Here is a 23471-nt window from a genome sequence, read left to right as displayed (position 1 = left end):
GAGCGACGGTGGGCGAGACGACCGGCACTCGACCGGAAACCGGTCATCCGGGCGTGGGTCGGGTGCTCGTGGTGATCCCGACCTACGACGAGGCCGACAATGTGGCGCGGATCGTGGCGCGGGTGCGTCGTGCCGCGCCGGCGGTGGACATCCTCGTGGCCGACGACAACAGCCCGGACGGCACGGGCGCGGTCGCCGACGCGCTGGCCGGTGCCGATCCGCGGGTGCACGTGCTGCACCGGGAGGGCAAGCAGGGCCTCGGCGCGGCATATCTGGCGGGGTTCGCGTGGGCGCGCGAGCGCGGCTTCGACGCCGTGGTGGAGATGGACGCTGACGGCTCGCACGCCCCGGAGGACCTTCCCACGTTGCTGTCGGCGGCCCGCGACGCCGATGTGGTGATCGGTTCCCGGTGGACCCGGGGCGCGCGGGTGGTGAACTGGCCGTTGCGGCGGCTGCTGCTGTCGCGGTGCGGCAACCTGTATGCGCGGCTGGCGTTGGGGATGCCGCTGTCCGACGCCACGGGTGGCTACCGGGTGTACCGGCTGTCGGCCCTGGACGAGATCGACCTGGCGTCGGTCCGGTCGCAGGGCTACTCGTTCCAGGTGGAGCTGTCGCGGCTGGCGCACCGGGCCGGGGCACGCATCGTGGAGGTGCCGATCACGTTCGCCGAGCGGGAGCGGGGCAGCAGCAAGATGAGCCCGCTGATCGTGGCGGAGGCGCTGTGGCGGATCACCACGTGGGGGGTGCAGGACCGGCGGCTGGCGGTGCGGCGGGGCCTGCACGGCACCCCCACCGGGCAGGTGCGGTGGCCCTGAGCGGGGGGCGTGTCATGCTGGACGGGGTGCTGGCGCCCGCGCGGGTGACCGCGCCGGAGGCGCCGCGGATGGCGAATGGGGTGAGATGCGCCGAGGACTGAGGTTTGTGCCGTTGGCCCTGTTGGCGGCGGTGCTGCTGGAACTGGTGGTGTTCGTCGCGGTGGGGCGGGCGATCGGGTTCGGCTCGACGCTGCTGGTGGTGTTCGCGGTGTCGCTGCTCGGTCTGGTGCTGCTGCGCCGGGAGGGGATGCGCGCCTGGCGGGGCTTCCGGGATTCGGCGCAGGCCGGTCGGCCGCCGGGACGGCAGGTCACCGACGGTCTCGTCGGCCTGTTCGGCGCGCTGCTGCTGGCGACGCCGGGCCTGCTCAGCGGCCTGGTGGGGTTGTTTCTGCTGGTGCCGCCGGTGCGCCGGTTGGCCCGTAACGGGGTGCAGCGGGCGGCGGAGCGGCGGGTGTCGTCGATGGTCGCCGGTGACCTGTTCGGGCCCCGCCGGGTGCGGGTGCGTCGGGGCGAGCCACAGCCGGCGGATTCGCAGCCGGTGGCCGAGCCGACCGTCGTCGACGGGGGTCGGGCCATCGAGGGCGAGATCGTCGAGCCCGGCCGGAACTGACTGACCCGGCGGACACGACGGCGCCCCCGGGAGCGGATGCTCCCGGGGGCGCCGTGGCGTCCGGTGCGGCTCAGGCGCGGCCGCGGCGGGTGCGGACCTCCTGCAGCCGCTCGGCGAGGATGTCCTCCAGCTCGGCGATGGAGCGCCGCTCCAGCAGCATGTCCCAGTGGGTGCGCGGCGGCTTGGCCTTCTTCTGCTCCGGCTCGTTGCCGTCGACCAGTCGGGCCACGCTGCCGTCGAACTTGCACTCCCAGGTCATGGGGACCTCGGCGTCGACGGCGAACGGAACCTCGAACTGGTGGCCTTTGGCGCAGAGGTACTCGCGGGTCTGACGCGGCGCGAGCTCCGTGTTGCGGTCGGATTCGTAGCTGACCGCGCCCAGACGGCTTCCGCGCAGCATACGCTCGCCCATGATCGACTTCCCCTCGTTCGTGGTGCTGGTCTTCTTGGTGTAACGGTCCGTTCCCGCCGGGCCATTCCCGCCCGGCACCCGGACGAGCCTGCACCAGGGTAGCCGGCCGTGCCAGCCGGCCGGTGGGGTCGCCCCCGGGCCGGGCCGGACGGGTGGAGTGTTTCCGCTGCCAACGGGGATGTTAGCCGCCCCAGTGCAGCGGAGGTTGCGATGGCCAGTGACGCGCCGGTCGGTGCCCGGCCGCCCACCGGGCGGACGTTCTTCGGCCACCCGCGGGCCCTGTCCACGCTCTTTCTCACCGAGATGTGGGAGCGGTTCAGCTTCTACGGGATGCGGGCGATCCTGGTGCTGTATCTGACCGCGTCGCTGGCCGACGGCGGGCAGGCGATGGGGGAGTCCAGCGCCAGCGCGGTCTACGGCACCTACAACGCCATGGTGTACCTGATGGCGCTGCCCGGTGGCTGGGTCGCCGACCGGCTCATCGGCGCGCGGCGCAGCGTGCTGTGGGGCGGGATCGTCATCGCCGCCGGGCACTACGTGATGGCGGTCCCGGTGCGCTGGAGCGTGTTCGCCGGCATGGCGTGGTCTCCGCGCGCGATGTCTGTCCTGACACCGGGTTTGCTCGCCTGTCCTACGGTCAGGCCCACGCGCTGCTGAACGCCCACACCGCCCTCGGCGGGCCTGGCACAGGGTGGGACCTGCACGAGATGCGGCATTCGGCACTGATACACCTGGGTGAGGGTGGTGCGAGCCTGCTGATGCTGATGGCCAAGTCGCGGCACAAGAAGACCGAGAACGTGCGCCGATACTTCCATCCTTCGCCGGAGGCGATCGCCGAGCTCACCAGCTTGCTGGGGCCCGGCGACCGCCGGTGAAGACCGGCGGGAACCGTGATCCGCGTGCGGCGTCAGGGTTCATGCACTGGCCGGACATGCTGCGGGTGGTGGCTCCCTGGTCACCGATCAGGTAAGGGCCTACAAGCTGCTGCGGATGTTCGGCTGCATGGCTCTCAGGAGGCCGCGGCGCGAGGGTTCTTGAGAATCTCGAACAGGGCGAAATAGTTGTCGGTGCCGTGCCCCTGGGCGATCGCTTGTTCGGCGAGCTGCTTCATCAGTTGCGGCTGGGCGGGGTGGACGCCCTGCTCGACGCTGGTGCGGGCGATGTGTTCCAGGGCGTTCAAGTTCATCTGCATGGTCCCTTGGTCGCCGGGGTAGGCGCCCTTGTCGAGGTTCGGTGCTTGTTCGGTGAGGCTGGCGGGGTCCAACACCACGGGCATGAACCAGCCGAGCGCGATCTCGGCGAACTCGGCCGCGGGCACGTTGGCCGAGCCGGCCAGGGCGGCGGCGTGCAGGAAACCGTTGAGGGTCGCGTACATCATGCCGAGCAGTGCCGTGTTGAACAGCACCGCCAGGCCCGGGTCGGCGCCGAGGTGGCGGGGGTCACCCAGGTCGGCCAGGGTCTCCCGATGCCGGTCCAGGACGTCGCGGGCTCCGCTGTACAGCAGGACCGATCCGTCGTGCCCGATGAGGGACGGCGGCACCATGATCGCGCCATCGAGGTAGTCTAGGTCGCGCTCGGCCGCCCAGTCGGCGGCCGTGCGGGCTTCCGCAGGGGTTCCGGAGTTGAGGTTCACCAGCGCGTGTCCGCTGAGCGCGCCAGTGGATTCGAAGACTTGGTACATGGTCGCGTAATCGTTGAGGCACACGATCGTGACCGGGCTCGCGGCCACGGCGTCGGCGACGGTGGCCGCGCGGTGCGCTCCCTCGGCTACCAGGCCGTCGGCCTTGCCGGGGGTACGGTTCCAGACCGTCAGGGATCGGCCCTTGCCAAGAAGGGTGTGTGCCAACGCCGATCCCATCGGCCCCAGGCCGATGACGGTGACCGAGGTGTCGTGGGCGGATGAATGCTGATCTGTCATGCCGGATAGGTTGGACCCTCACGTCGGTGTGAGAGTCAACTGGAAGTGGCGGTCGTCCCATGCGGATCGGAGAACTGTCCCGGCTCACCGGCGCCAGCGTGCGTTCGCTGCGTTACTACGAGGAACAGGGCCTGCTCCGGCCGCTACGACGCCCCAGCGGCTACCGCGAGTATCGGCAGCAGGACGCGGCCACAGTGCGGGGCATCCGCCTCATGCTCGCCGCCGGCCTCAACACCGCCACGATCAGCGAGCTGCTGCCCTGCATGACCGATGACGGTCAGGCGCTGGCACCCTCCTGCGCCGGGATGCTTCCCGACCTGCACCGCGAACGGGATCGGCTCAGCAATGCCGCGGCCGACCTCCTGGCCGCGCGCGACCGGCTGGACCTCCTCATCCAGACCACCTCACAACTCGATCCCGCCGACCCGTCGGAATGCGAGGCGGTAACCGCACCCCGATAGGCGCGTCTCGGGGGTCTTCTCGCCCGGTAGCACCGAGGCAGCCCGGCAAGAAAGGTCCCGTCACAGCCAGTGAGGCCGTCGGTCAACGAACGTCACGGCTTGGGGTTCAGCGGCCGCAGCCCGCCGGGCAGCTCGGGGAGTTGGAAAGAGTAGCGGCCCATCATGTTGATGTGGTGCCGCACGAACGGCGAAAGCCGGGCCACGTCCTCCTCACGTACGGCGAAGCCGTCGGCGCGCAGCCGGGTCAGGGCGGCGTCCATGTAGCGGGTGTTGAACAGCACGATCGCGTTCAGCACCAGGCCGAGCGCGCCGATCTGGTCTTCCATGCCCTCGTGGTAGTTCTGATAGAGCTGCCCGTTCTTGCCGTGGAAGACCTTGCGGGCCAGCGCGTGGCGGCCTTCCTGCAGGTTGGCCTGGGCCTTGATCTGGTGGCGGTAGCCGGGCTCGTCGGCCATCCGCAGGATGTGCAGGGTCTTGGCGATGCGGCCGCAGTGGGCGATGGCATCGCCGAGCGGGGTGGGGCGGCCGTCGCGCGACAGCATCCGGATCACGTCGTAGGCGCGGACCGCGCCGGTGTGGATCGACCCGATGATCCGCAGGATGTCCTCCCAGTGCCGTTCGATCCGGACCGGGTCGATGCGGCCCGCGGGCGGCGTCGGTGAACGGGCCGTAGTCGGCGCGGGCGTCGATCCGCCACATCTTCTGGTCGGGCAGGTCGGCCAGCTGCGGGGCGTAGGCGTAGCGAGCGAGTCCAGCACCGCCCGCTGCCCAACACTCAGCAGCCCGTACAACGTGTCCCACAATCGAACAACGCCTTGGGCCCGTCCCCGGTCGTCCACGCCCGCGCGTCCACCCACTCCCGCAGATCCTCGGCGACCTCGGCGAAGTCCCGCCACCCCTCGGCCTGCTGGATCTCCCCAGCATGCGTGCGGGCTGTGCCGTCACGCCCCCCGTACAACTTCAGGCACGACGGATCAGCGATCTCCAACTGCTCCGCCAGGTACTCGGCCACCTCCGCAGGCACCTGCCGCGGGTCGGGCATGAACCGGCCCAAGAACCGCACACTGGTCAGCTGGACCGCGAACCCGAGCCGGCTGTGGTCACGGCGCTTGTCCTGGATCAGCTCCCGGTCCGCGTCGTCCAGGAAGAAGTACCGCTCCAGCTCCATACGCGACGGCGCCCTACCGAACGCCCCGTACCCAGCCGCCTGCTCATCAGTCAGAAACTCGACCGCCACAACACCCGCCGAAGATCGGCAACAGCGACCCACGAAGGCTGGAGGCGTCAATCACCCCAGGTCAAGCCACCAACAAACACACCGAACCCTTAGCGCACGATTTCGCAGAGGTGTTCCTCAACCCCCTGAACCTGCTCACCGCCGTCACCGTGCTGATCACCATCGGCTACTTCGTGCGGATCATGGTGGACCGGGAGTTGAGCGCCACCGAACGCAGCCGGATGAAGGCGTACGTGTGGCTGTTCGTCTTCGCCCCGCGTTCTGGCTGATCTTCGACCAGGCCGGGTCGGTGCTGAACATCTTCGCCGCCGACAACACCGACCGTGACGTCGCCGGGTTCACCTTCCCCGCGTCCTGGCTCCAGGCGGTCAACCCGATCCTGATCCCCGGATTCAGGTCGTCGGGGTCGGTGGCAGCGGCAGCGGCAGGCCCGGCAGTCCGTCGATGCTGCGGGCCACGTGGTCCTTGCCGGCGAAGTAGTCGCTCAACGACTTGTCGTCCTCCCGGGCGAACCGCCTGCCGTGCAGGTCACGGTCGGCGTCGTAGGACATGAACGGCACCGCGTAGCCACAGGTGTCGCGGATCAGTTCGGCCCGTACGACGATGATCGCCCGCAGGCCGTGCAGGCTGGTGTCGACGTCCGGGAAGTGGCCCGTCAGGTCGCCCCAGCGGGGGTCGTCGCGAAACACGGGCTCGCCCCGTCCGTGCACCCGGACGATGTTCGGCGGCCCCTCGAACGCGCACCACATGAGGGTGATGCGGCCGTTCTCGCGCAGGTGCGCGATCGTCTCGGCGTTGCTGCCCGCGAAGTCCAGGTAGGCCACGGTGTACGCGTCGACGACCGCCCACGAGCCGCGCAACCCCTTGGGGGACAGGTTGATGGTGCCGTCGCCCGACAGCGGGGCGGTGGCGGTGAAGAACAGCGGCTGGTCCTCGATGAAGGTCCGTAGCCGGCCCTCGATGCGTTCGTATGTCTTTCCCACCCCCGCATCGTCACCTGATGACCGCCCGCCTGCTGGCCCGGGGTGCCGCCGTCCCACGACAGCTCGCGGGTGTCCCGCTCAGCGGGACGCGGCGATCCGTACGCGGTCGCTGTCGTCGTCGGAGAGGAACGACGCCAGCGACCGCCCCTGCTCGGCCACGGCGGTACGGTCGGCGCGGGAGAAACGGCGCAGCGGGGTCACGGTCACGGTGCCGGCCTCGACGCTCCAGGCGCGCAGGCTGAGCCCCCGACCCGCGCGGTCCCAGTTCCGGTAAATACGTTGCCGGGTCCGGAACGGGCGGGCATGCTGGGTTGATCGAGCGGCGGCGAACGCTGCCTGGACTAAGGAGGGCTGACGGATGGCCATCACTGTGCTGCGGCATGTCCGCATCAGTCCCACCTCTTTGTTCAGGAGCACACCCGTTGTCTTCCGAGTACGAACTCTCTGATACCTACTCCGACCTCGACTCCCGCGGGTCCGATTTCACCGGTGACAAGCCCCAACCAGATCCGGCCGGCGCCTTTGTCTTCAAGTTCCATTCGGTCGACGAGGAACTGCGCCCGGATCAGCGGTGGTCCACCTGGCTGGACGTCGAGCGCGGCTCGCGCGGCCCGGAACCACGCCCCTCGTGGGTCGTCACGGAACAGGCTGCGATCGATACTGAGCTCGGCGTCCTCAAAACCGGCAAGGAAGCCGACGTCTTCCTGCTCGAACGGGCCGTCGAAGCCATCGGCGACAACCCGGCGAAGTCCTCGCTGCTGGCCGCGAAACGGTACCGCACCGAGGAACACCGGTCCTTCCACCGCAGTACGTCGTACGTCGAAGGCCGTCGTACCCGCAACAGCCGCGACAGCCGGGCGATGGCGAAGAAGACCTCTCACGGCCGCAGTGTCGCGGCCGGTCAGTGGGCGTACGCCGAATGGGACGCCCTCAACCGGTTGTGGAAGGCCGGCGTCCCGGTGCCGTATCCCGTGCAGGTGGACGGCACCGAACTGCTGATGGAGTTCATCGACGACGGCGAGGGCGGTGCCGCGCCCCGGCTCGCTCAGGTCCGGCCGTCGAAGGAGCTGCTCGGTGTGTACTTCGAGCAGCTCCGCAACGGCATGCGTGAACTGGCCCGCGCGGGGCTCGCGCACGGCGACCTCTCGCCGTACAACGTCCTCGCACAGGCCGAGCGGATCGTGATGATCGACCTGCCCCAGGTCGTCGACATCGTTGGCAACCCGAAGGGCATGGACTTCCTGATGCGCGACTGCCACAACATGGCCACGTGGTTCACGAACCGCGGGCTCGAGATCGACGAACAGGAACTGTTCGTCGACCTGCTCACGATGGTGTTCTGATCGCCCTATGCAGAACGCGGTCCCTCAGCCGATGCTTGGCCGAGCTGCCACCCCGGTGCCGGTAGCGGCACCTGACCAGCAGATGCACAACCGCCTCGACCGCTCCGATCGCCTGGCAGCCGACCGACTCGACCACCAGCTTCCGGACCGGGCCGGGGTTGGCAGCCGGCAGCCGGCAGCCGGCAGCCTGCGAACCAAGCGCAACATGGAGCACCATCGCCACCGACGCATCCGCGGCATCGCCGCCCGGATGAGCCCGGCGGACGCCGCGCTCGGGGCGCCGAACGCGTCCGTGCGGAGCACGAAGACGGGCCGGCCCCGTGCCGACGCGCCGCCGGGTGCCGAGGCGCCACCTAAGACAGCGGCGGTCCTCGGGTCGCTCAGATCGCCTGCCGGGCGCTGCCGGGGGAGCCGAGGTGGGCCAGGGCGGCGGCGAGGTGGCTGACCTGGTCGGCCAGTTGGGCAGTGCGCCGCTGCGCCTCGTCGCGGTCGGTCTCGGCGGCGCGCAGCCGTACCGCCAGGTCGTCGGCGCGGCCCTCGGCGGCGGTCACGGCCTCGCGCGCGGCGGCCAGCTCCGTGCGCAACGTGTCGTGCTGCCCGGTGAGGGCGGCCAGCTCCGCGCGGGTCCCCTCGGCCGTCGCCTCGGCCTGCCGCCGGGCTTCCTCGGCCTTCCGGCGGGTGGCCTCGGCGTGCTGGCGGGCCGTGTCGGCCTCGCTGGCGGCCGTGCGGGCGGCAGCGGCCTCGGCGCGGGCCTGTTCGGCCCGTTCGCGGGCCTCGGTGGCGTGCTGGCGGGCCTGTTCGGCCTCGGCGTGTAGACGCTGTGCGCGGTCGAGCGCCTCGGTGGCGGCGCGGGTCGCCCGGTCGGCGTCGGCGCGGGCGGCGTCCCGCTCGCCGGTCAGTTCGGTGGCCCGGCGGCGTTCGGTGTCCACCTCGACGCGCAGCGCGCGCAGCTCGTGGCGGGCCGTGTCGCGGTCTCGTTCGGCCTGCGTCCGCAGGGCCTCCGCGGCGCTGGCCTGCCGGCGGGCGTCGTCCCGGGCGGCCTCCGCCCGGTCGGCAGTTTCAATCGCAGCCGTGGCCCGCTCGGTGGCGTGCCGGGCCTCGTCGTGGGCGGCGGTCCGCTCGGTGGCGGCGGACCGGGCCTCCTCGCGGGCCCGGATGGCGTTCGCGGCGGCGTCCTCGGCGTCGCGGCGGGCCTCGTCGCGTTCGGTCTGCGCCGCTGCCACCTGGGTCGCCGCGTCGGCGCGGGCCTGCGCGAGCTGACGTTCCACCCCGACCGGGGACAACTCGGCGTGCAGGGCCTCGGTGAGGGCCTCGGCGACCTGCTCCAGCCGGTCCACGGCCTCCCAGGTGCGGGCCACCTGACCTGGCAGGCCGGGGGCGTTGCGGTGCCGCATCCGGCTGTTGCGCGACGCCCGCTGGCAGGCGCCGTCGTTGTCGCGGCAGTAGCGGAACGGCCGGCCCGCGCCGGCACGCTGCGGCACCTGCCGTCCGCAGTGGGCGCAGGGGCGGGTCTCGGCGGGGGTGGGCTCGGCGTCCATCGAGGGCGGAGTCTACTGCCGGCTCCGACCGCCGCCCGCGCAGCGCCCGACGGTCCACGACCCGGACCCGGGTGTGCCGCAGCGTCCACGACCCGGGCCGGAGCCCGGCCGCTCAGCCGGCCGTGCGGGCCGTCCGGTCCAGGGTGTAGCGGCGTTGCAGCAGCAGCGCGACGAGCATCGCCGCCGCCGGCAGCAGCCCGAACCCCCAGCGGATCGCGTCCACCGCGCCGTCGGGCTGGGTGACGCTGTCCCCGGCGGTGGAGGCGACGAACCCGCCGGCGGCCAGGCACAGCGAGTACGCCCACGGGCCCAGCGCCGCGCCGGTAGCCTCGGTGGCGGTCCACACCCCGGTGTAGGTGCCGGCGGCGCCACCGCCGGCACGGATCACGTCGGGCACCATCGAGAACGGCAGCAGTTGCATGCCGGCGAAGGCGACACCGAGCACCGCCACGGCTGCCACCAGCATCGGCAGTCCGGCCGGGCGGCCGACGGCGAGGACCAGTGAGCCGGCCGCGAAGGCGCCCTGCGCGCCCAGCAGCGCCCGTTGCTTGCCGAACCGGCGGGCCACCGCCAGCCAGGCCGGGGTGACCAGCAGCGCCGGGGCGACGAAGGCGGCCACCAGCACGGTGGTCAGGCCGGGGCGGCCCAGCTCGTACTCCGCGTAGTAGGGCACCCCGGCCAGCACCAGGTGGGTGGTGGTGGACATGGCCAGGTAGGCGGCGACCAGCCAACGGAACTGCCGGTCGCGCAGCGCCTCGGCGAGCCCGCGCCAGCCGCCGCCGTGCGGTGCGGGCGGCGCGGCGGCGGCCCGACGCAGCCGGCCGATGCCGGCCACCCCGACCAGCATGGCGGCCAGCATCCCGACGGCCAGCAGCATGCCCATCCGCTGGTAGCCGCCCCGGGTGGGGTCCTGTCCACCGGCCAGCAGCGGCGCCAGCAGCCCGGAGGCGAGGATGCCGAGGGTCAGCACCACCATCCGGAAGGCCATCAGCCGGGTTCGCTCGTGGTAGCCGATCCGCAGGTCGGCGGGGGTGGCCAGGTAGGGGACCTGGTAGGCGGCGAAGAGCAGGTTGCCGGCGATGAAGGCGAGCGCCACCCAGGCGGCGGCCGGCGCGCCGGTGAGTGTGCCGGGCACGGCGAACAGCGTGGCGAAGGCAAGCGGCAGGGCGCAGCCGAGCAGCAGCAGCCGGCGTCGGTTGCCTCGGCGTGCCTGCTCGACGTCGCAGCGGTGCCCGACCCAGGGGTGCAGCAGCACGTCGGCGATCTTCGGCAGCAGCAGCGCCAGGCCGGCCAGCCAGGGGGCGACAGCCAGCACGTCGGTGAGGAAGTAGAGCAGCAGCAGGCCGGGGACCGTCACCCAGACGCCCATGCCGAGGGAGCCGGTGGCGAAGCCGAGCAGTGCTCCGCGGGGCAGGGTGGTGGCGTCCGTGCTGGTTGTCGGTTGTTGGTCGAGCCCGGTCATGGCGGCCTTCCTCTCCGGGCGCGCCGCCCGCAATCCAACGGATGCTGGATTGTAGGGGCAGAATGGCGGCCATGACCATGCCTCGTCGCCGACCCGGGCGGCCCCGTCGTGAGGAGACCCGACCCACCCGGGAGGTGGTGCTCACCGCCGCGACCGCGCTGTTCGCCCGGCGTGGCTTCGACGCCGTCGGGCTGCGGGAGGTCGCGGCGGCGGCCGGCGTCGACGTCGCCACGGTCTCGCACCACATGGGTACGAAGGCGCAGCTCTACGACGCCTGCTTCGCCCGGGTCTTCGCCGCCGAGCGGGAGGTGCTGGAGGCGGCGGCCGGGCGGGCCCGTACCGCGCTGGACGGCGGGCCGGCCGAGGTTCGGCGCGCGTTGCACGAGCTGGTGGACGTGTTCGTGGACTTCCTGGAGGACCGGCCGGAGACCACCGCGTTGTGGCTGCGTCGCTGGCTGGAGCCGCAGCGACACGCCGAGCTCGACGAGTCGTACGCGGCCCCGCTGTACCGGCTGGTCGCCGACCTGCTGACCGCCGCCGCGACGAGCGGGGCGCTGGTCGAGCCGACGCCGCACGTGACGGTGCGCAGCCTGGTGTGGGCGGTGCACGGTCACGTGGTGGCCCTGGCCGCCGCCGGGGGGTCACAGGCGCGCGAGCGGCGGGAGTTCCGCGCGTTCGTACACCGCTTCCTCGACGGCCTGTACGGGTCGGCGACGCCTTGACGCGCCGCCCGCACCGGGCCATTATCCAACGCACGTTGGATAATGGGAAGGAGTCGGCGATGGGCGCACAGCCAACCGTGGCGGTCATCGGCGCAGGCGCGGCCGGACTGGCCACCCTCAAGGCGCTCGCCGACGTCGGCGTGCCCGCCGTCTGCTTCGAGACGGCCGAGCGGGTCGGCGGCCTCTGGGTGTACGGGACACCTGGCTCGCCCGCGTACCGGACCCTGCACCTGAACACCAGCAAGGCGCGCACCGAGTTCGCCGACCACCCGATGCCGGCGCACTGGCCCGACTACCCTGACCACGCCCGGGTCGCCGGCTGGCTCACCGACTACGCCGACCGGTTCGGGCTGCACGACATGGTGCGGCTGCGGCACACCGTCGACCGGGTCGTCCGCGAACCCGACGGCCGGTGGACGGTGCACGCCGACGGACCCGACGGCCCGATCGACGTCACCGTCGACGCCGTGGTCGTCGCCAACGGCCACAACCGGGTGCCGAAACCGCCCACCCCTGAGCACCCGGGCACCGGTACCGCGACGCAGATGCACAGCCACGCCTACCGGGGTCCCGAGCAGCTCGCCGGCCGGCGGGTCCTGGTCGTCGGCGGCGGCAACTCCGCGATGGACATCGCCGTGGACGCCTCGTACGCGGCCCGGCGCACCCTGCTGTCGTTGCGCCGGGGCGTCTGGGTGGTGCCGAAACACCTGCTGGGGCGCCCATCGGACACCCTCAACGGGGCCCTCGCCCGACGGCTGCCGTGGCGGCTGCGCCAGCGCATCACCCAGCGGATGCTCGCCGCGACCGTCGGCCCGCCCGCCCGCTACGGCCTGCCCGCCCCCACCCACGGCTTCCTCCAGGACCACCCGACGCTCTCCGACGGGCTGCTGTCCCGGCTGGCCCACGGCGAGATCGAGCCCCGCCCCGGCATCGCCGGCTTCGACGGCGAGCGCGTCACCTTCACCGACGGCCGCACCGACGAGATCGACCTGGTCATCTGGTGCACCGGCTACCGGGTCGAGATCCCGTTCCTCGATCCCGCGCTGCTCGGCGACGGGGCGGACACCCTGGCGCTGTACCGGCACGTCTTCCACCTCGACGCGCCCGGGTTGGCGTTCGTCGGGCTGATGCAGTCCACCGGTGCCGCGTTCCCGCTGGTCGAGGCGCAGGCCAAGCTGGTCGCGGCGCAGCTGTCCGGCCGCTACGCCCTGCCCGAGCCGGACCGGCAGCGTGCCGCCTGCCGGGCCGAGCTGCGCGCCGCCACCGCCCGGTGGGGGCAACGCCGGCCCGCGATGCGGGTGGACTTCGACGCGTACCTGGTCGAGCTGGGGCGGGAACTGGCCGCCGGCACTCGCCGGGCGCGCGCCACCGGAGCCACGGCGTGAGCGCGCTGGCCCAGCGCAGGGTGCTGGTTACCGGGGCCAGCGGCACCTTCGGCCGGCAGCTGTGTGCCGCGCTCACCGCCGCCGGAGCCCGGGTCGTCGGCGTCGACCGCCAGCCGGGCAGCATCGACGGCGTGCCGGTGCTCGGCTGCGACCTGACCGACCCGGACGCCGTGCCGCCGACGGTCGCCGCCGCCGTGGACCGGCTCGGCGGGCTGGACCTGCTGGTCAACAATGCCGGTGTCGGCGGGCCCGCTCCGGCCGAACTGCCGCCGGACGAGGTGGTGCGCCAGCAACTGGAGGTGAACCTGCTCGCCGCCTGGCGGACCACCGCCGCCGCGCTGCCCGCCCTGGAGGCCGCGCGCGGACGGGTGGTCTTCGTCGCCAGCCGGATGGCCCTGCTGCCGCTGCCGCTGGCCGCCGCGTACGGGGTCAGCAAGCGGGCGCTGGTCGCCTACGCCGACGCGCTGCGCCACGAGGTGGGCACCCACGTCGGGGTGAGCGTCGTCTACCCGAGCATGGTCGCCTCGCCGATCCACGACAGCACCGCCGACGCCGGCCTGTCGCTGGAGGGGGTGTCCCGCCCGGAGACGGTGCAGGGGGTCGTCGCGGCGATCCTGCGCGCCGCCACCGCCCGGCGGGCGCCCCGGGACGTGGCCACCACCAGGCGCGGACGCTTCGAGTTGGCCGTCGCCCGGCACGCGCCGACGCTGGCCGACCGGCTCGTTCGGCGTACCGTCGCCACCCGGATCGCCGCCGGTGACCTGGACGCCGCGCCGCTGGCCGCCGGGATGCTGCGCCGGCACCGCGACGCCACCGGCTAGCGTGACCGGGTGGCCGTCTCCCCGTACGTCGCCAGGCTGCGCGCCCACGTAGGCCGCGACCTGCTCCTGCTGCCCGGAGTCAGCGCGGTCGTCCGCGACGACGCCGGGCGGGTGCTGCTGGCCCGGCGCGCCGACAACGGCCGCTGGTCGCTGCCCGCCGGCCAGATCGACCCCGGCGAGCAGCCCGCCGACGCCGTCCTGCGGGAGGTGTACGAGGAGACCGGCGTGCACGTGCGCATCGAGCGAGTCGCCGGCGTCGCCACGCACCGGGTCGTCTACCCCAACGGCGACGCCTGCGAGTACCTGAACGTGTGGTTCCGGTGCCGGGCGGTGGGCGGCGAGCCGGGGGTCAACGACGACGAGTCCACCGAGGTGGCCTGGTTCGACCCGGCCGACCTGCCGGAGATCGACGAGTGGGCGCGGCTGCGCATCGACACCACACTGCGCGAGGAAGCCCCCGTCTGGCACGCCGGCCCCGGCGAGCGACATCCCGCGCTCGGCCGGCCCGACGCGCTCTGACCACCGGGGTCAGCCCCGCGTGCCGAAGGCCATTTCCAGCGGCGAGCGCGTCGAAGGTGAGAACGCGTCTCCCAGCGGATGGCGGGGCGGTGTCGACGATGCGGTCGGCCCGGCGGTCACCGGCCGGCCTCCACCGCCGGGGCGGGGACGGCGGTGCTGTCGCGTACCGTCAGCCGGGGTTCCAGCAGGGTTACCTCCGGCACTGCCTCGTCGCCGAGCTTGCGCATCAGCAGCGCGACGGCCCGCGTGCCGATCTCCTCGGCGGGGACCGGCACGGCGGTGAGCATCGGGCTGGCCTGCTCGGCGAACTGCTCCGGGCAGACGGCGACCACCGACACGTCCTGTGGCACCCGGCGGCCCAGGGCGGGCAGCGTGGCCAGCACCGGGCCCACGGCGGCCTCGTTCTGCACGATCAGTCCCGACACGTCCGGGTGGCGCTCCAGCCGTCCGGTCGTCGGCGGTGGCCTCGTCGCCGCGTACGACCAGGGTGTCGACCACCCGGACCACCTGCCGCTGCCCGGGTGCGAGGCTGATCCGGGCGAAGTTGCGCAGCTGGCGCAGGGGCTGCTCGCCGCGGGAGCGCCGCTGCCGGGTGCAGAGCTGCACGAGCTCCTCGCCGGGCCGGTCGCCGGCGTTGGTGACCTCGACGCTCACCCTCGACCTCCTCGCCCGCAGTCGGCTCGGCCGGCTCACCGGAGCGGACACCGGCAAGCAGTCGCCTTGGCCGCGCTCAACCGCGGGCCAGCGTAGTCGAAGCGGGTGCAGCTGAGCCTGTGGCCGAACGGGTACAGCGGATCGCCCCGGTGGTACAGGTAGGTGGCGTCGGAGCCGAGCAGGTCGGGCAGTTCCGCGGCGTCGGCGTACCAGGTCTGGGTGAGCCGGCCGCCGGGCTCGGCGTCGCCCAGCGACCGCCGGGCCCGTCACGACCGGCCCGGCGTCACCGCCCGCCCCCACCGCCGACGTCGACGCCGGCACACTGTGCCGATGCTGTGCGCCCCGCCCACCCCGACCCTGCCGGAACTCCTACTGCGTCCCTGGCGCGACGACGACGCCACCGCCCTGATCGCCGCGTACCGCGACCCGGTGCTGCGGCGCTGGACCCGGGCGCCGGTGACCACGATCGCCGAGGCGCGCCGGTTCCTGACCGCGGCGCGCCGGGACTGGGACGACGGACACCGGTTCAGCTTCGCTGTGCTCGAGCCGTCGCCGACCGGCGAAACCCTGGTGGCACAGGTGATCCTCAAGAACGTCACCGAGGGCGGCGAGGACGCCGAGGTCGGCTACTGGACCGCCGCGCCGGCCCGGGGCAGGGGCGTCGCCCCGCGCGCCCTGACGGCGGTCACCGAATGGGCGTTCGCCCGGTTGGCCGGCTTGCGGCGGCTGGACCTGATGCACCAGATCGACAACCCGGCATCCTGCCGGGTCGCGGAGAAGGCCGGCTACCCCTTCCAGGAGGTGCTGCCGGCCCGGCCGCCGTTTCCCCGCGACGGCCACCGGCACGCCCGCTGGGCCGAACCCGCCCAGGAATGCCCGTCCCGGTCGGGGCGCTGAGCTTGCGTCGGCCCCGAAACGGGTGGCCGCGTTACCGTGGGGACCGGGGAGGTGTCGGCAGGTGGACAGCTGGGAAGCGTCGGTCGAGGCGCGGATCCGCGCGGCGCAGGAGCAGGGCGAGTTCGACAACCTCCCGGGCATGGGCAAGCCCATTCCCGGCAGTGGCCAGCCGTACGACGAGTCGTGGTGGATCAAGAGCTTCCTGGAGCGGGAGAAGATCCCCACCGATCTGCTGCTGCCGACGCCACTGCGACTGCGCCGCCGGATCGAGCAGCTGCCCGACGACGTGCGGGACCTGCCGACCGAGGAATCCGTACGCGCGTTCGTCGCCGACCTCAACGCCCAGATCGTCTCCTGGCTGCGCACGCCCATCGGCCCCCGGGTCTCGGTGCGCCCGGTCAGCGCCGACAACGTGCTCCGCGGCTGGCGCTCCGAGCGGGAGGCCGTCGCCTCGTTCCCGGCACCGGCTCCGTCGGCTCCGTCGCGTCGGCGAGGCTGGCTACCGCCCTGGCGCCGCCGGGCGGTGTAGCCCCGGTCAGTCCACCGCCGCCCGCCACGCCCAGGACGCGCGCCGGGCCTGACCGGGCAACTCGCCCCGACCGGTCAGCCACCGCAGCACCTCGGCAGCGGGGGAGACGACCAGGTCGAACGGCAGGTGGCCGTCGTCGGGCCGCCCACTGACCTGACCGGCGTACGCCAGCAGGTTGTCGGTCTGCATATTCGCAGTCTGGTGTGAGGTGTCTGGTTTGACAGCTCCGCACGGTCGTCGACAACGGGCGCGACCGGTAACCGTTCGGCCCTGCCCGCGCCCTGGCGGTCAGAGCAACGGCTACCAACACCCCGACTCCGGCAACCCGGATGGCGCTTGCCCGCCGTCGCCACCCGCACTAGGGTCGAACCCGTGACTGCCGGGTCGGCCATGGGCCACAAGCGGACAGGGCACCCGGCCATCAGTTGAGCCGGGGGCGGGCCCGCGGCCCGCCGACGCCCCGCACCTGCCGGTGTCGACGCCACGTCCACCGCAGCGCACATCTCCTCTCGCATTCCCCACCGTCCACGCCGGTCGTACGCCGGCGTACCCGCGTCCTTGCCGCCACCGGTCGCCGGGCGGGCGATCCACCGTGGCCGCATCCTCCTGCCGAGCAGAGAGCAGAGCATTGCCCAACGACTTCAACCAGCAGATCATCGACGAGTTCCGCGCCAATTCCGGCCGGGTAGGCGGGCCCTTCGAGGGGGCCCGGCTGATCCTGCTCACCACCACCGGCGCCCGCTCCGGCGCCCCGCACACCACCCCGGTCGGCTACCTGCCCGACGGTGAGCAACGCATCCTTGTCATCGCCTCCGCCGGTGGCGCCCCGAGGCACCCGGCCTGGTACCACAACCTCCTCGCCGACCCGTCCGCCACCGTCGAGGACGGGGTCTTCACCTACCAGGCGCGCGCGGAGGTGCTGACCGGCGCCGAACGCGACGAGATCTTCGCCCGGGCCGTGGAGGCCGATCCGGGTTGGGCCGCGTACCAGGCGAAGACGTCCCGGGTGATTCCCGTGGTGGCGTTGCACCAGGTAGCTGGCGGGCCGCCGGAGGCGCCGTCGTGGGGCGCGGCGCTCAAGCTGGTCCACGACGCGTTCCGCCGGGAACTGGCACTGATCCGCGACGAGGTGGCCCGCTCCGGTGCGGGTCTGGGTGCCCAGCTGCGGGTGAACTGCCTGACCGTCTGCCAGGGCCTGCACCACCACCACCGCAACGAGGACGCGGGGATGTTCGCCGGGCTGGAGGGGCAACGTCCGGACCTCGCCCCGACGCTGGCGCGGCTGCGCGAGGAACACCGTCGCATCGCGGCGCTCGTCGAACGCCTCCAACAGGTGATCGGCGACCCCGACGCCGACCCGGCCGAGGCCCGCCGGGAGGTCGAGCGTCTCACCACCGAACTGGAGGCCCACCTGGCGTACGAGGAGGAGCAGCTCATCCCCGTCCTCGACGGCACCGACCAGGCGTAGCGACTGAGGGCGGCACCGGCACGGTTTGCCCGTGCCGCCCTCAGCCGTCGTCGGTGTCGTGGGCGAGCAGCGCCCGGATCGGGCCTGACGTCACGCCGGCCAGGATAGTCGGCTGGTCAGCCGGAAGGACCCGCTGGCGACGCCGTGCTCGATGGTGCCGCCAGCGAGGGCCACCCGCTCGGCGAGCCCGGTCAGACCCTTCCCGGCGTCGGGAAGGTCGCCGGTGGGCGTACCGGACAGCGGGTTGGTGACCGGCGCGCTGCGAGCCCTGACCCGTGAACAACACCGCACGACGCGTCGCGACAACCCCGACGTGACCGGCCGGGTTGTGCCCGGATTTGAGGGATTCCCATCTGGAGATGACAGAAATGGGGCGTAAGCCTCAACAAGCATTTCAATGAAAAAATTGAGGCATGGACGTTGAGGACATGACGCGGTACGTCTGCGAGACCTTCGACGGGGTTGACACCCTCGAGGCGAACGGGGACACCTTCTTCATCTACGACCCCGACCGGGATCTGCCCGCCGATCGGCAGCTGCCGTTCGCGACGATCGTGACCGGCGACCACTACGACGACGCCTCCGCGCTGAGCAGGCCGGACGCGTGGCGGCTCAACATCGGGCTGACCCGGTCGGCGTACGGCGCGCTGTTTCCACGGCGGCACGGGTCGGACGGCGACATCGACCACACCGTGACGGACACCGTCCTGCCGCATCCGGTCTACGCCCGGCAACACTGGGTGTGCGTGGTGAACCCCGGCGAGGCGACCGTGGACACGGTGCGGCGGCTGCTGACCGAGGCGTACGACTTCGCGGCCCGCAAGCACACCAACCACCGGTCCCGGCAGGCCCCGTCCTGAGATCCGTGCCGGCCGGCGCGTCCCACGGGCCTGCTGTCGTACCGCCGGGTTAGCTTCGGCGGGTCTGCCATCGGGCAGGCCCGCCGAGGACGAGGGGACACCGCCCATGTCACGTAACACCCAGACCGTCGAGACCTACTTGGACGGTTTCCGCAAGAACGACCACGCGCAGATCCTGTCCTGCCTCACCGACGACATCGAGTGGACGGTGTTCGGCGCCTTCAACCTCAAGGGCAAGGAGGCGTACGACGCCGCGATCGAGGGGCCGGGTTTCGTGCCGCCGCCCCACCTGGAGGTCGTACGCATGGTGGAGCAGGGCGACACGGTCATGGCGGAGCTCATCGGCTCGGTGCGGCGCGACAACGGCGAGGAGATGCGCATGTCGATGGCCGAGGTGTTCGTCATGCGTGACGGCAGGATCGCCGAGCGGCGCGCCTGGGTCATCGAGTTGAAGGAGAACGACCACCGCTGACAGGGGACGAGGGGGACGCGGTCTCACGTAGCACGGTGTCCAACAGGTGGGCAATGCCGGCTTCGCCGATCGGCGCGGCCGGATCGACTGTGTACTGATGGAGGGCCTGCCCGACCGCTGTCAGCGACGGATCCTGGTTCAGGGCCCACCGGGCAGCCTCCGACTTGGGGGAGTGCACCCCGTCGACCGCGAAACGCCAGATCCGGCAGGCGGTGAGCACCATGTGCACGGCGTCTTCCGTGTCGTCGGTATGGCACCGCCAGATCTTCAGCCAGTGCCTGCCCCGCTCGCGGATCCAGTCGGCCCGCACCGGCGCGATCACGTCGTGCGGCTGCGCGCCGATCAGGGCGCGCCCGGCTGCGCGAGCCATGGACAGCTCGGCCGGTAGGTCGGGCGCGGCGGCCACCCGCGACTCGACCTCGACCCCGACAGATGAGCCGTCGTACCGGCCGATGTGCAGCTCCATCGGCGGCATCCGGGTCGGCGCGCCGGCGACATCGGCGGCCACGACATGCAGATCGATGCCGCTCGCACCGCCGAGATCGGCCCGGCGTACGAGGTTCTCCAGCGCGTCGACCTGCGCGTCCGGTAGCCCACCCTCAACCACGATGAGCAGGTCGATGTCACTACGGCCGGGGCGGAAGTCGCCGCCGGCGAGTGAGCCGTGCAGGATCACCGATCGGACCGACGTGCCGACGATATCGGCGCAGGCTCCGGCGAAGTGCCCCGCAACGGCCAGTGCCGCGCTGTCTGACTGTGGCGTCACCCAGCATTCATACCACCAGAGATCATCCGCAGCCGGCTCGGCGGCTCATGCCTGCGGGAAGCCCCGAGCCTGGAGGCAATCACGCGCGCCCCAGGCGCACGGTTGTCAGTGCCGGTGACTGCGGAGAACGGTCAGCCAGGCTTGATCTGGCCGAGTTGCACGAGCAGTTGCACCCCTCGGTACGCCTCGGCCATGTCCCGGCCGGTGAATGTCACCGTCCGCGCGCCAGGTGCGCGAGCGAACCCGGGAACCAGCGTCGCCAGGTCCACGGTCGCAGGGCTGTACAGGTCGACCTCGACGTCGATGGGACCGGGGAGGGTCAGCGGCGGTACCTGTGCGCGCTGGCGTACCGCCGTGGTGGCTGCCCGCCGGAGGCGCTCCTGGGCCTCACCGGGATGCAGGGTCACCGCCGCGGCCTGGCCCAGCGCGTGCTTGACCTCGACGGTCACCGCGCCGGGGACCAGGTCGCGCAGTTCGGCGCACGCGACGTCGTCACCGCTGAGCAGCACCACCGGCACACCGAAGTGACCCGCCACCGTGGCGTTCAGGCCGATCTCGCCCGTCGGCCGCCCGTTGAGCCGTACGTCGAGCACCGCACCGCTCATCGTGTGGGCCAGCACCGCTGGACCCGAACCAGCGCGCGCGTGATATCCGACCAACAGCAGGGCGTCGGCCCCCAACTCGAGTCCGGCCACCATGCCCAGCGGGCGGGGCTGACCACGGACGAGTCGTGCTCGCCGGTCGAGTTCCTCGGGCAGGAGGTTGCGAAAGGGCCCGTGGGCGTCTGCCACCAGCACGGCTGCGTCAGGCTCCGCCTCGAGCACACCGAGGATGGCCGCGTTCACCTCGGCCGTCATCAGCCTGCGAGAGCGGTCGTAGTCGTATCTGTCCGGGTTCGTCTCGGTCGGGTGGACGATCCCCGAGATTCCCTCCATGTCGGCCGAGATCAGCACCGTGGGCCCTGTCATCACCTCAATGTACTGACGCGCGTGACTGTCCGCATCTGACATTCCTTTGCCCCACCCGGCCCGGCCGTAGTTTCCAGCGAAAGCCAACGATCAGCGGTTGACCGGTGTTGGCTGGCGGCGGCCGATGCCGGGGCAGAAGCGGCCGACGCGTACGGCGTACCCGGTGTAGTCGCCACCGTGGGTGCGGGTGAGGTATAGCTCTTCGACGGCGCGGACCTGGAGCTGGATCGAGGCGATGAGGACAGTGGTGGCGGCAAGTGAGACCGGGTTGGGCACCATCGCGGTGAGACCGAGGCTGGTGGCGATCATGGCGGTGAAGATGGGGTTGCGTGCCAGCGCGAACGGGCCGGTGGTGACCAGTGTGGTGCGCTCGTCCGGGTCGACGCCGATCCGCCACGAGGCGCCCATCGCGAGTTGGGTGGCGAGGGTCGCGGCCACACCGGTGACGGCCAGGACCAGCCCGGCCATCCGGATCGGGTCGAGGTCGAGGGCGGCGACCGGGTCCGCGCCGGCGATCCCGGCGGCGGGGCCGGCGATGCCGAGCAGCAGTGCGGCGATGAACAGCAGTTTGGCCCACCAGCTGACCGATCCGGTCGGGCCGGTGTCGAGCCGCAGCCCGGTGTCGCCGGAGGCCCGCCATTGGGCGAGGCTGCGCCACCCGAACGCCAACGCCAGGCCGAGCAGGTAGAGGCACAGTGCGAGGGCAGCCGTCATCGCGGCTGCTCCGGGGTGCAGCAGCCGTCCGCGCAGTCGCCGGCCGCCGCAGGCGCAGTGGTGGGAGAACAGCAGCTCTCGCCGCGCCAGGCTTCGCGGCCTTCCTTGATCGCGACGGCGGCGATGACCAGAGCGGCGGCGGGGTCGGCCCACCACCACCCGAACAGCGAGTTGACCGCGAGCCCGACCAGCAGCACCGCGGACAGGTAGGTACACAGCAGGGTCTGCCTGGAGTCGGCGACCGCCGACCGGGAGCCAAGTTCCCGGCCAGCGCGGCGCTGCGAGGCCGACAACACCGGCATCACCGCCAGCGACACCGCGGCGAGGGCGAGGCCGATGGTGGAGTGCTCGGCACGCTCGGCGCCGAGCAGCGCCCGCACCGACTCGACGCCGACGTACGCGGCGAGGGCGAAGAACGACACGGCGATGATCCGCAGCGCGGTCCGTTCCCGGCGCTCGTGGTCGGCGCTGGAGAACTGCCACGCCACCGCAGCGGCCGAGGCAACCTCGATGACGGAGTCCAGACCGAAGCCGATCAGCGCGGTCGACGAGGCCAGGGTGCCGGCGGTGATCGCCACGACCGCTTCAACGGTGTTGTAGGCGATGGTCGCGGCGACCAGCCACCGGACCCGCCGGGCCAGCAGCGCCCGCCGCGCCGGGGTCGGGCCGGTCGACAGCAGCGGCAACGGGGTGGCCATCAGCAGCACCTGTCGGACTCGGTGGCCGGGCATACGGCCGGGTCGACCGCCAGGACCAGGCCGAGCAGGTCGCCCAGGGCATGGGCGAGCCGGGCGTCGGCCAACTCGTAGCGGGTGCGCCGGCCCTGCGGGACAGCGACGACCAGACCGCAGCCCCGCAGACACGCCAGATGGTTGGACAGGTTCTGCCGGCTGGTACCCAGTAGGTCTGCCAGCTCCGCGGGGTATCCGGGCCCGTCGCGCAGAGCGAGCAAAAGCCGGGCCCGGACCGGGTCGGACAGGGCATGACCGAAACGGGCGAGCACCTGCCCGTGCGTCAACGTCTCCACGGCCAGCACAGTACATCACATGCTGTATTCAGCGGAAGCTGTACTGTAAGTCCGGTGACGCGGTGCGCCTCGACGTGCACGTGCCGGTCGCGCACGTGGGCGTGGAGGCCCTCGCCGACCGGGCCGCCGGCGTGAGCGCGCTGCACAGCGGCGAGGTCGCCACCGCGGCAGACGCTGCGCTACTGCGGGCGCCGTGGCCTGCTCACCGAACCGGGCCGGAGTCTGGTCTGCTCACCGGCCGGGCGGGCGGCCATGAGCCAGATCGTCGTGATCCTGATGAAACCTTCGGCGTGGGTGGTGACCGTACTCAGTTCAGTCGTGCGCGAGCACATTGATCACGTGGCCGTCAGGATCCCTGACGAAGAACCGCCGCACGCCCCACGGTTCCTCGGTCAACTCGTGCACGATCTCGGCTCCCGCAGCCCGGGCGGCCTGGTAGCTCGCTTCCACGTCGTCGACCTGGATCGAGGCAACCGGGACGACGCGAGCGGTCGCGTCGTGGGTCATGAGACTCAACTGCACGTGGGGATTCCCGGGGTCCGCCAGCGTCACGATCCAGCCGTGGTCCATCACCACCTGTAGCCCGAGGACCTGCGTGTAGAAGGCCTTGGCCGCCTCCAGTGACATGCTCTTGAAGTCCGGAACGATCCTGCTGACTGCCATGCGGCGATCTTCGTTCCCACCCCGCCGGTTGGCAACACACCGGTCAGTGCCAGAACCTTCGGGTCCTCCGGCTCGGTGATGGCCGGTAGAGATCACGGCGACTGCCGTCGGGAGCGAGCGCCCAACCTGCTTCGCGGGCATGGGCTAGCGGCCCGACGTGCAGCTGGTCCGCGCCGGCTTCGGCCGCTCGGAGCAGCCCCTCGATCATGGCGGGTCCGTCATGCCAG

General features: G+C 72.2%; 33 protein-coding genes and 1 pseudogene. 16 read left to right on the top strand and 18 right to left on the bottom strand.

Going from position 1 to position 23471, the window contains the following annotated elements:
- Positions 1 to 8: 8 nt before the first annotated feature.
- Both GA0070608_RS25350 and GA0070608_RS25345 read left to right on the top strand, forming a co-directional pair.
- Entirely contained in the window at positions 9 to 815 is an 807-nt protein-coding gene (locus GA0070608_RS25350) for a polyprenol monophosphomannose synthase (protein ID WP_091630970.1), read from the top strand.
- Positions 816 to 900: 85 nt separating this feature from the next.
- Positions 901 to 1425, top strand: coding sequence for an FxsA family protein (locus GA0070608_RS25345; protein WP_091630969.1), 525 nt, complete (start codon positions 901 to 903; stop codon positions 1423 to 1425).
- A gap of 70 nt (positions 1426 to 1495) precedes the next feature.
- Here GA0070608_RS25345 and GA0070608_RS25340 read toward each other — a convergent pair whose 3' ends face one another.
- Positions 1496 to 1837 carry an RNA polymerase-binding protein RbpA gene (locus GA0070608_RS25340; protein ID WP_091636146.1) on the bottom strand — a complete coding sequence of 114 codons (342 nt, stop codon included), beginning with the start codon at positions 1835 to 1837 and terminating at the stop codon, positions 1496 to 1498.
- A 210-nt stretch (positions 1838 to 2047) separates the two neighbouring features.
- On the opposite strand from GA0070608_RS25340, the gene GA0070608_RS25335 reads away from it, so the two are divergent.
- Positions 2048 to 2494, top strand: coding sequence for an MFS transporter (locus GA0070608_RS25335; RefSeq protein ID WP_245715943.1), 447 nt, complete (start codon positions 2048 to 2050; stop codon positions 2492 to 2494).
- Positions 2495 to 2846: 352 nt separating this feature from the next.
- Here GA0070608_RS25335 and GA0070608_RS25325 read toward each other — a convergent pair whose 3' ends face one another.
- Positions 2847 to 3755, bottom strand: a complete 909-nt coding sequence (locus tag GA0070608_RS25325) for an NAD(P)-dependent oxidoreductase (RefSeq protein ID WP_091630968.1) — start codon at positions 3753 to 3755, stop codon at positions 2847 to 2849.
- A gap of 59 nt (positions 3756 to 3814) precedes the next feature.
- Between GA0070608_RS25325 and GA0070608_RS25320 the strand changes: the two genes are divergently transcribed.
- Positions 3815 to 4216 (top strand): MerR family transcriptional regulator, encoded by a 402-nt coding sequence (locus GA0070608_RS25320; RefSeq protein WP_091630967.1) that lies wholly within the window; start codon positions 3815 to 3817, stop codon positions 4214 to 4216.
- 92 nt (positions 4217 to 4308) lie between these two features.
- Here the strand turns inward: GA0070608_RS25320 and GA0070608_RS25315 are convergent, their stop codons facing one another.
- Both GA0070608_RS25315 and GA0070608_RS25310 read right to left on the bottom strand, forming a co-directional pair.
- Entirely contained in the window at positions 4309 to 4974 is a 666-nt protein-coding gene (locus GA0070608_RS25315) for a Tn3 family transposase (RefSeq protein ID WP_218107581.1), read from the bottom strand.
- A gap of 17 nt (positions 4975 to 4991) precedes the next feature.
- Positions 4992 to 5453, bottom strand: a complete 462-nt coding sequence (locus tag GA0070608_RS25310; protein ID WP_176733834.1) for a DUF4158 domain-containing protein — start codon at positions 5451 to 5453, stop codon at positions 4992 to 4994.
- A gap of 110 nt (positions 5454 to 5563) precedes the next feature.
- Between GA0070608_RS25310 and GA0070608_RS33675 the strand changes: the two genes are divergently transcribed.
- A complete protein-coding gene (locus GA0070608_RS33675) occupies positions 5564 to 5722 on the top strand; it encodes a hypothetical protein (protein ID WP_245715941.1) in 159 nt (52 codons plus the stop codon).
- A 123-nt stretch (positions 5723 to 5845) separates the two neighbouring features.
- Here GA0070608_RS33675 and GA0070608_RS25300 read toward each other — a convergent pair whose 3' ends face one another.
- Positions 5846 to 6436 carry a pyridoxamine 5'-phosphate oxidase family protein gene (locus GA0070608_RS25300; RefSeq protein WP_091630965.1) on the bottom strand — a complete coding sequence of 197 codons (591 nt, stop codon included), beginning with the start codon at positions 6434 to 6436 and terminating at the stop codon, positions 5846 to 5848.
- A 78-nt stretch (positions 6437 to 6514) separates the two neighbouring features.
- Positions 6515 to 6643, bottom strand: coding sequence for a hypothetical protein (locus tag GA0070608_RS34040; RefSeq protein WP_281186147.1), 129 nt, complete (start codon positions 6641 to 6643; stop codon positions 6515 to 6517).
- A 215-nt stretch (positions 6644 to 6858) separates the two neighbouring features.
- Between GA0070608_RS34040 and GA0070608_RS25290 the strand changes: the two genes are divergently transcribed.
- On the top strand, positions 6859 to 7779 hold the full coding sequence (locus GA0070608_RS25290; protein ID WP_245715940.1) for a serine protein kinase RIO: 921 nt from the start codon (positions 6859 to 6861) through the stop codon (positions 7777 to 7779).
- 380 nt (positions 7780 to 8159) lie between these two features.
- Here the strand turns inward: GA0070608_RS25290 and GA0070608_RS25285 are convergent, their stop codons facing one another.
- Positions 8160 to 9317, bottom strand: a complete 1158-nt coding sequence (locus GA0070608_RS25285; protein ID WP_091630962.1) for a coiled-coil domain-containing protein — start codon at positions 9315 to 9317, stop codon at positions 8160 to 8162.
- Between the two features lie 112 nt (positions 9318 to 9429).
- On the bottom strand, positions 9430 to 10779 hold the full coding sequence (locus tag GA0070608_RS25280; protein ID WP_091630961.1) for an MFS transporter: 1350 nt from the start codon (positions 10777 to 10779) through the stop codon (positions 9430 to 9432).
- A 71-nt stretch (positions 10780 to 10850) separates the two neighbouring features.
- On the opposite strand from GA0070608_RS25280, the gene GA0070608_RS25275 reads away from it, so the two are divergent.
- Genes GA0070608_RS25275 through GA0070608_RS25260 form a run of 4 tightly spaced genes read left to right on the top strand, consistent with a single transcriptional unit; the run spans position 10851 to position 14226 of the window.
- Positions 10851 to 11501, top strand: coding sequence for a TetR/AcrR family transcriptional regulator (locus tag GA0070608_RS25275; protein WP_281186146.1), 651 nt, complete (start codon positions 10851 to 10853; stop codon positions 11499 to 11501).
- 59 nt (positions 11502 to 11560) lie between these two features.
- A complete protein-coding gene (locus tag GA0070608_RS25270; RefSeq protein WP_091630960.1) occupies positions 11561 to 12886 on the top strand; it encodes a flavin-containing monooxygenase in 1326 nt (441 codons plus the stop codon).
- Positions 12883 to 13707 carry an SDR family NAD(P)-dependent oxidoreductase gene (locus GA0070608_RS25265; protein ID WP_091630959.1) on the top strand — a complete coding sequence of 275 codons (825 nt, stop codon included), beginning with the start codon at positions 12883 to 12885 and terminating at the stop codon, positions 13705 to 13707. Before GA0070608_RS25270 ends, GA0070608_RS25265 begins: the two co-directional genes overlap by 4 nt.
- A gap of 9 nt (positions 13708 to 13716) precedes the next feature.
- A complete protein-coding gene (locus GA0070608_RS25260) occupies positions 13717 to 14226 on the top strand; it encodes an NUDIX hydrolase (protein ID WP_091630958.1) in 510 nt (169 codons plus the stop codon).
- A gap of 116 nt (positions 14227 to 14342) precedes the next feature.
- Here the strand turns inward: GA0070608_RS25260 and GA0070608_RS25255 are convergent, their stop codons facing one another.
- Together GA0070608_RS25255 and GA0070608_RS33665 are read right to left on the bottom strand one after the other, a co-directional pair.
- Positions 14343 to 14651, bottom strand: coding sequence for a substrate-binding domain-containing protein (locus tag GA0070608_RS25255; RefSeq protein ID WP_245715939.1), 309 nt, complete (start codon positions 14649 to 14651; stop codon positions 14343 to 14345).
- Positions 14652 to 14775: 124 nt separating this feature from the next.
- Positions 14776 to 14832, bottom strand: a pseudogene (locus GA0070608_RS33665) (hypothetical protein); the annotation flags it as partial.
- 378 nt (positions 14833 to 15210) lie between these two features.
- Here GA0070608_RS33665 and GA0070608_RS25245 point away from each other — a divergent pair.
- A complete protein-coding gene (locus tag GA0070608_RS25245; protein WP_091636139.1) occupies positions 15211 to 15777 on the top strand; it encodes a GNAT family N-acetyltransferase in 567 nt (188 codons plus the stop codon).
- A 61-nt stretch (positions 15778 to 15838) separates the two neighbouring features.
- Complete coding sequence (locus GA0070608_RS25240) at positions 15839 to 16306, top strand: DnaJ family domain-containing protein (RefSeq protein WP_091630956.1); 468 nt, start codon at positions 15839 to 15841, stop codon at positions 16304 to 16306.
- Positions 16307 to 16312: 6 nt separating this feature from the next.
- Here GA0070608_RS25240 and GA0070608_RS25235 read toward each other — a convergent pair whose 3' ends face one another.
- Complete coding sequence (locus GA0070608_RS25235; protein WP_091630955.1) at positions 16313 to 16495, bottom strand: hypothetical protein; 183 nt, start codon at positions 16493 to 16495, stop codon at positions 16313 to 16315.
- A gap of 439 nt (positions 16496 to 16934) precedes the next feature.
- Here GA0070608_RS25235 and GA0070608_RS25230 point away from each other — a divergent pair, with 439 nt between their 5' ends.
- Positions 16935 to 17774 (top strand): nitroreductase/quinone reductase family protein, encoded by an 840-nt coding sequence (locus GA0070608_RS25230; RefSeq protein ID WP_091630954.1) that lies wholly within the window; start codon positions 16935 to 16937, stop codon positions 17772 to 17774.
- A 90-nt stretch (positions 17775 to 17864) separates the two neighbouring features.
- On the opposite strand, the gene GA0070608_RS25225 is transcribed toward GA0070608_RS25230, so the two are convergent.
- Positions 17865 to 18065, bottom strand: a complete 201-nt coding sequence (locus GA0070608_RS25225; RefSeq protein ID WP_091630953.1) for a hypothetical protein — start codon at positions 18063 to 18065, stop codon at positions 17865 to 17867.
- Positions 18066 to 18187: 122 nt separating this feature from the next.
- Here GA0070608_RS25225 and GA0070608_RS25220 point away from each other — a divergent pair, with 122 nt between their 5' ends.
- Both GA0070608_RS25220 and GA0070608_RS25215 read left to right on the top strand, forming a co-directional pair.
- Entirely contained in the window at positions 18188 to 18634 is a 447-nt protein-coding gene (locus GA0070608_RS25220) for a DUF6194 family protein (RefSeq protein ID WP_091630952.1), read from the top strand.
- Between the two features lie 106 nt (positions 18635 to 18740).
- Positions 18741 to 19106 (top strand): nuclear transport factor 2 family protein, encoded by a 366-nt coding sequence (locus GA0070608_RS25215; protein WP_091630951.1) that lies wholly within the window; start codon positions 18741 to 18743, stop codon positions 19104 to 19106.
- Here GA0070608_RS25215 and GA0070608_RS25210 read toward each other — a convergent pair.
- From GA0070608_RS25210 to GA0070608_RS25190, 5 genes are all read right to left on the bottom strand, one after another.
- Positions 19075 to 19872, bottom strand: coding sequence for an aminoglycoside adenylyltransferase domain-containing protein (locus GA0070608_RS25210; RefSeq protein WP_091630950.1), 798 nt, complete (start codon positions 19870 to 19872; stop codon positions 19075 to 19077). The two genes, GA0070608_RS25215 and GA0070608_RS25210, sit on opposite strands and share 32 nt — an antisense overlap.
- Positions 19873 to 20003: 131 nt before the next feature.
- Positions 20004 to 20840, bottom strand: a complete 837-nt coding sequence (locus GA0070608_RS25205; protein WP_091630949.1) for a M55 family metallopeptidase — start codon at positions 20838 to 20840, stop codon at positions 20004 to 20006.
- A gap of 90 nt (positions 20841 to 20930) precedes the next feature.
- Entirely contained in the window at positions 20931 to 21554 is a 624-nt protein-coding gene (locus GA0070608_RS25200; RefSeq protein WP_091630948.1) for a methyltransferase family protein, read from the bottom strand.
- Positions 21551 to 22252: a cation diffusion facilitator family transporter gene (locus GA0070608_RS25195; RefSeq protein ID WP_245715938.1), complete on the bottom strand. Its 702-nt coding sequence runs from the start codon at positions 22250 to 22252 to the stop codon at positions 21551 to 21553. Before GA0070608_RS25195 ends, GA0070608_RS25200 begins: the two co-directional genes overlap by 4 nt.
- Positions 22252 to 22587, bottom strand: coding sequence for an ArsR/SmtB family transcription factor (locus GA0070608_RS25190; protein ID WP_091636135.1), 336 nt, complete (start codon positions 22585 to 22587; stop codon positions 22252 to 22254). Before GA0070608_RS25190 ends, GA0070608_RS25195 begins: the two co-directional genes overlap by 1 nt.
- A 56-nt stretch (positions 22588 to 22643) precedes the next feature.
- Between GA0070608_RS25190 and GA0070608_RS32250 the strand changes: the two genes are divergently transcribed.
- Complete coding sequence (locus GA0070608_RS32250; protein ID WP_141719543.1) at positions 22644 to 22916, top strand: hypothetical protein; 273 nt, start codon at positions 22644 to 22646, stop codon at positions 22914 to 22916.
- On the opposite strand, the gene GA0070608_RS25185 is transcribed toward GA0070608_RS32250, so the two are convergent.
- Positions 22894 to 23244 (bottom strand): VOC family protein, encoded by a 351-nt coding sequence (locus GA0070608_RS25185; protein ID WP_091630946.1) that lies wholly within the window; start codon positions 23242 to 23244, stop codon positions 22894 to 22896. The genes GA0070608_RS32250 and GA0070608_RS25185 overlap by 23 nt on opposite strands.
- Positions 23245 to 23471: the final 227 nt, after the last annotated feature.

This window comes from Micromonospora peucetia (assembly GCF_900091625.1).
In the GTDB taxonomy this organism is placed as follows: Bacteria; Actinomycetota; Actinomycetes; order Mycobacteriales; family Micromonosporaceae; genus Micromonospora; species Micromonospora peucetia.
The sequence above is the reverse complement of the archived record's forward strand: the minus strand, read 5'-3'. Positions and strand labels throughout refer to the sequence as shown.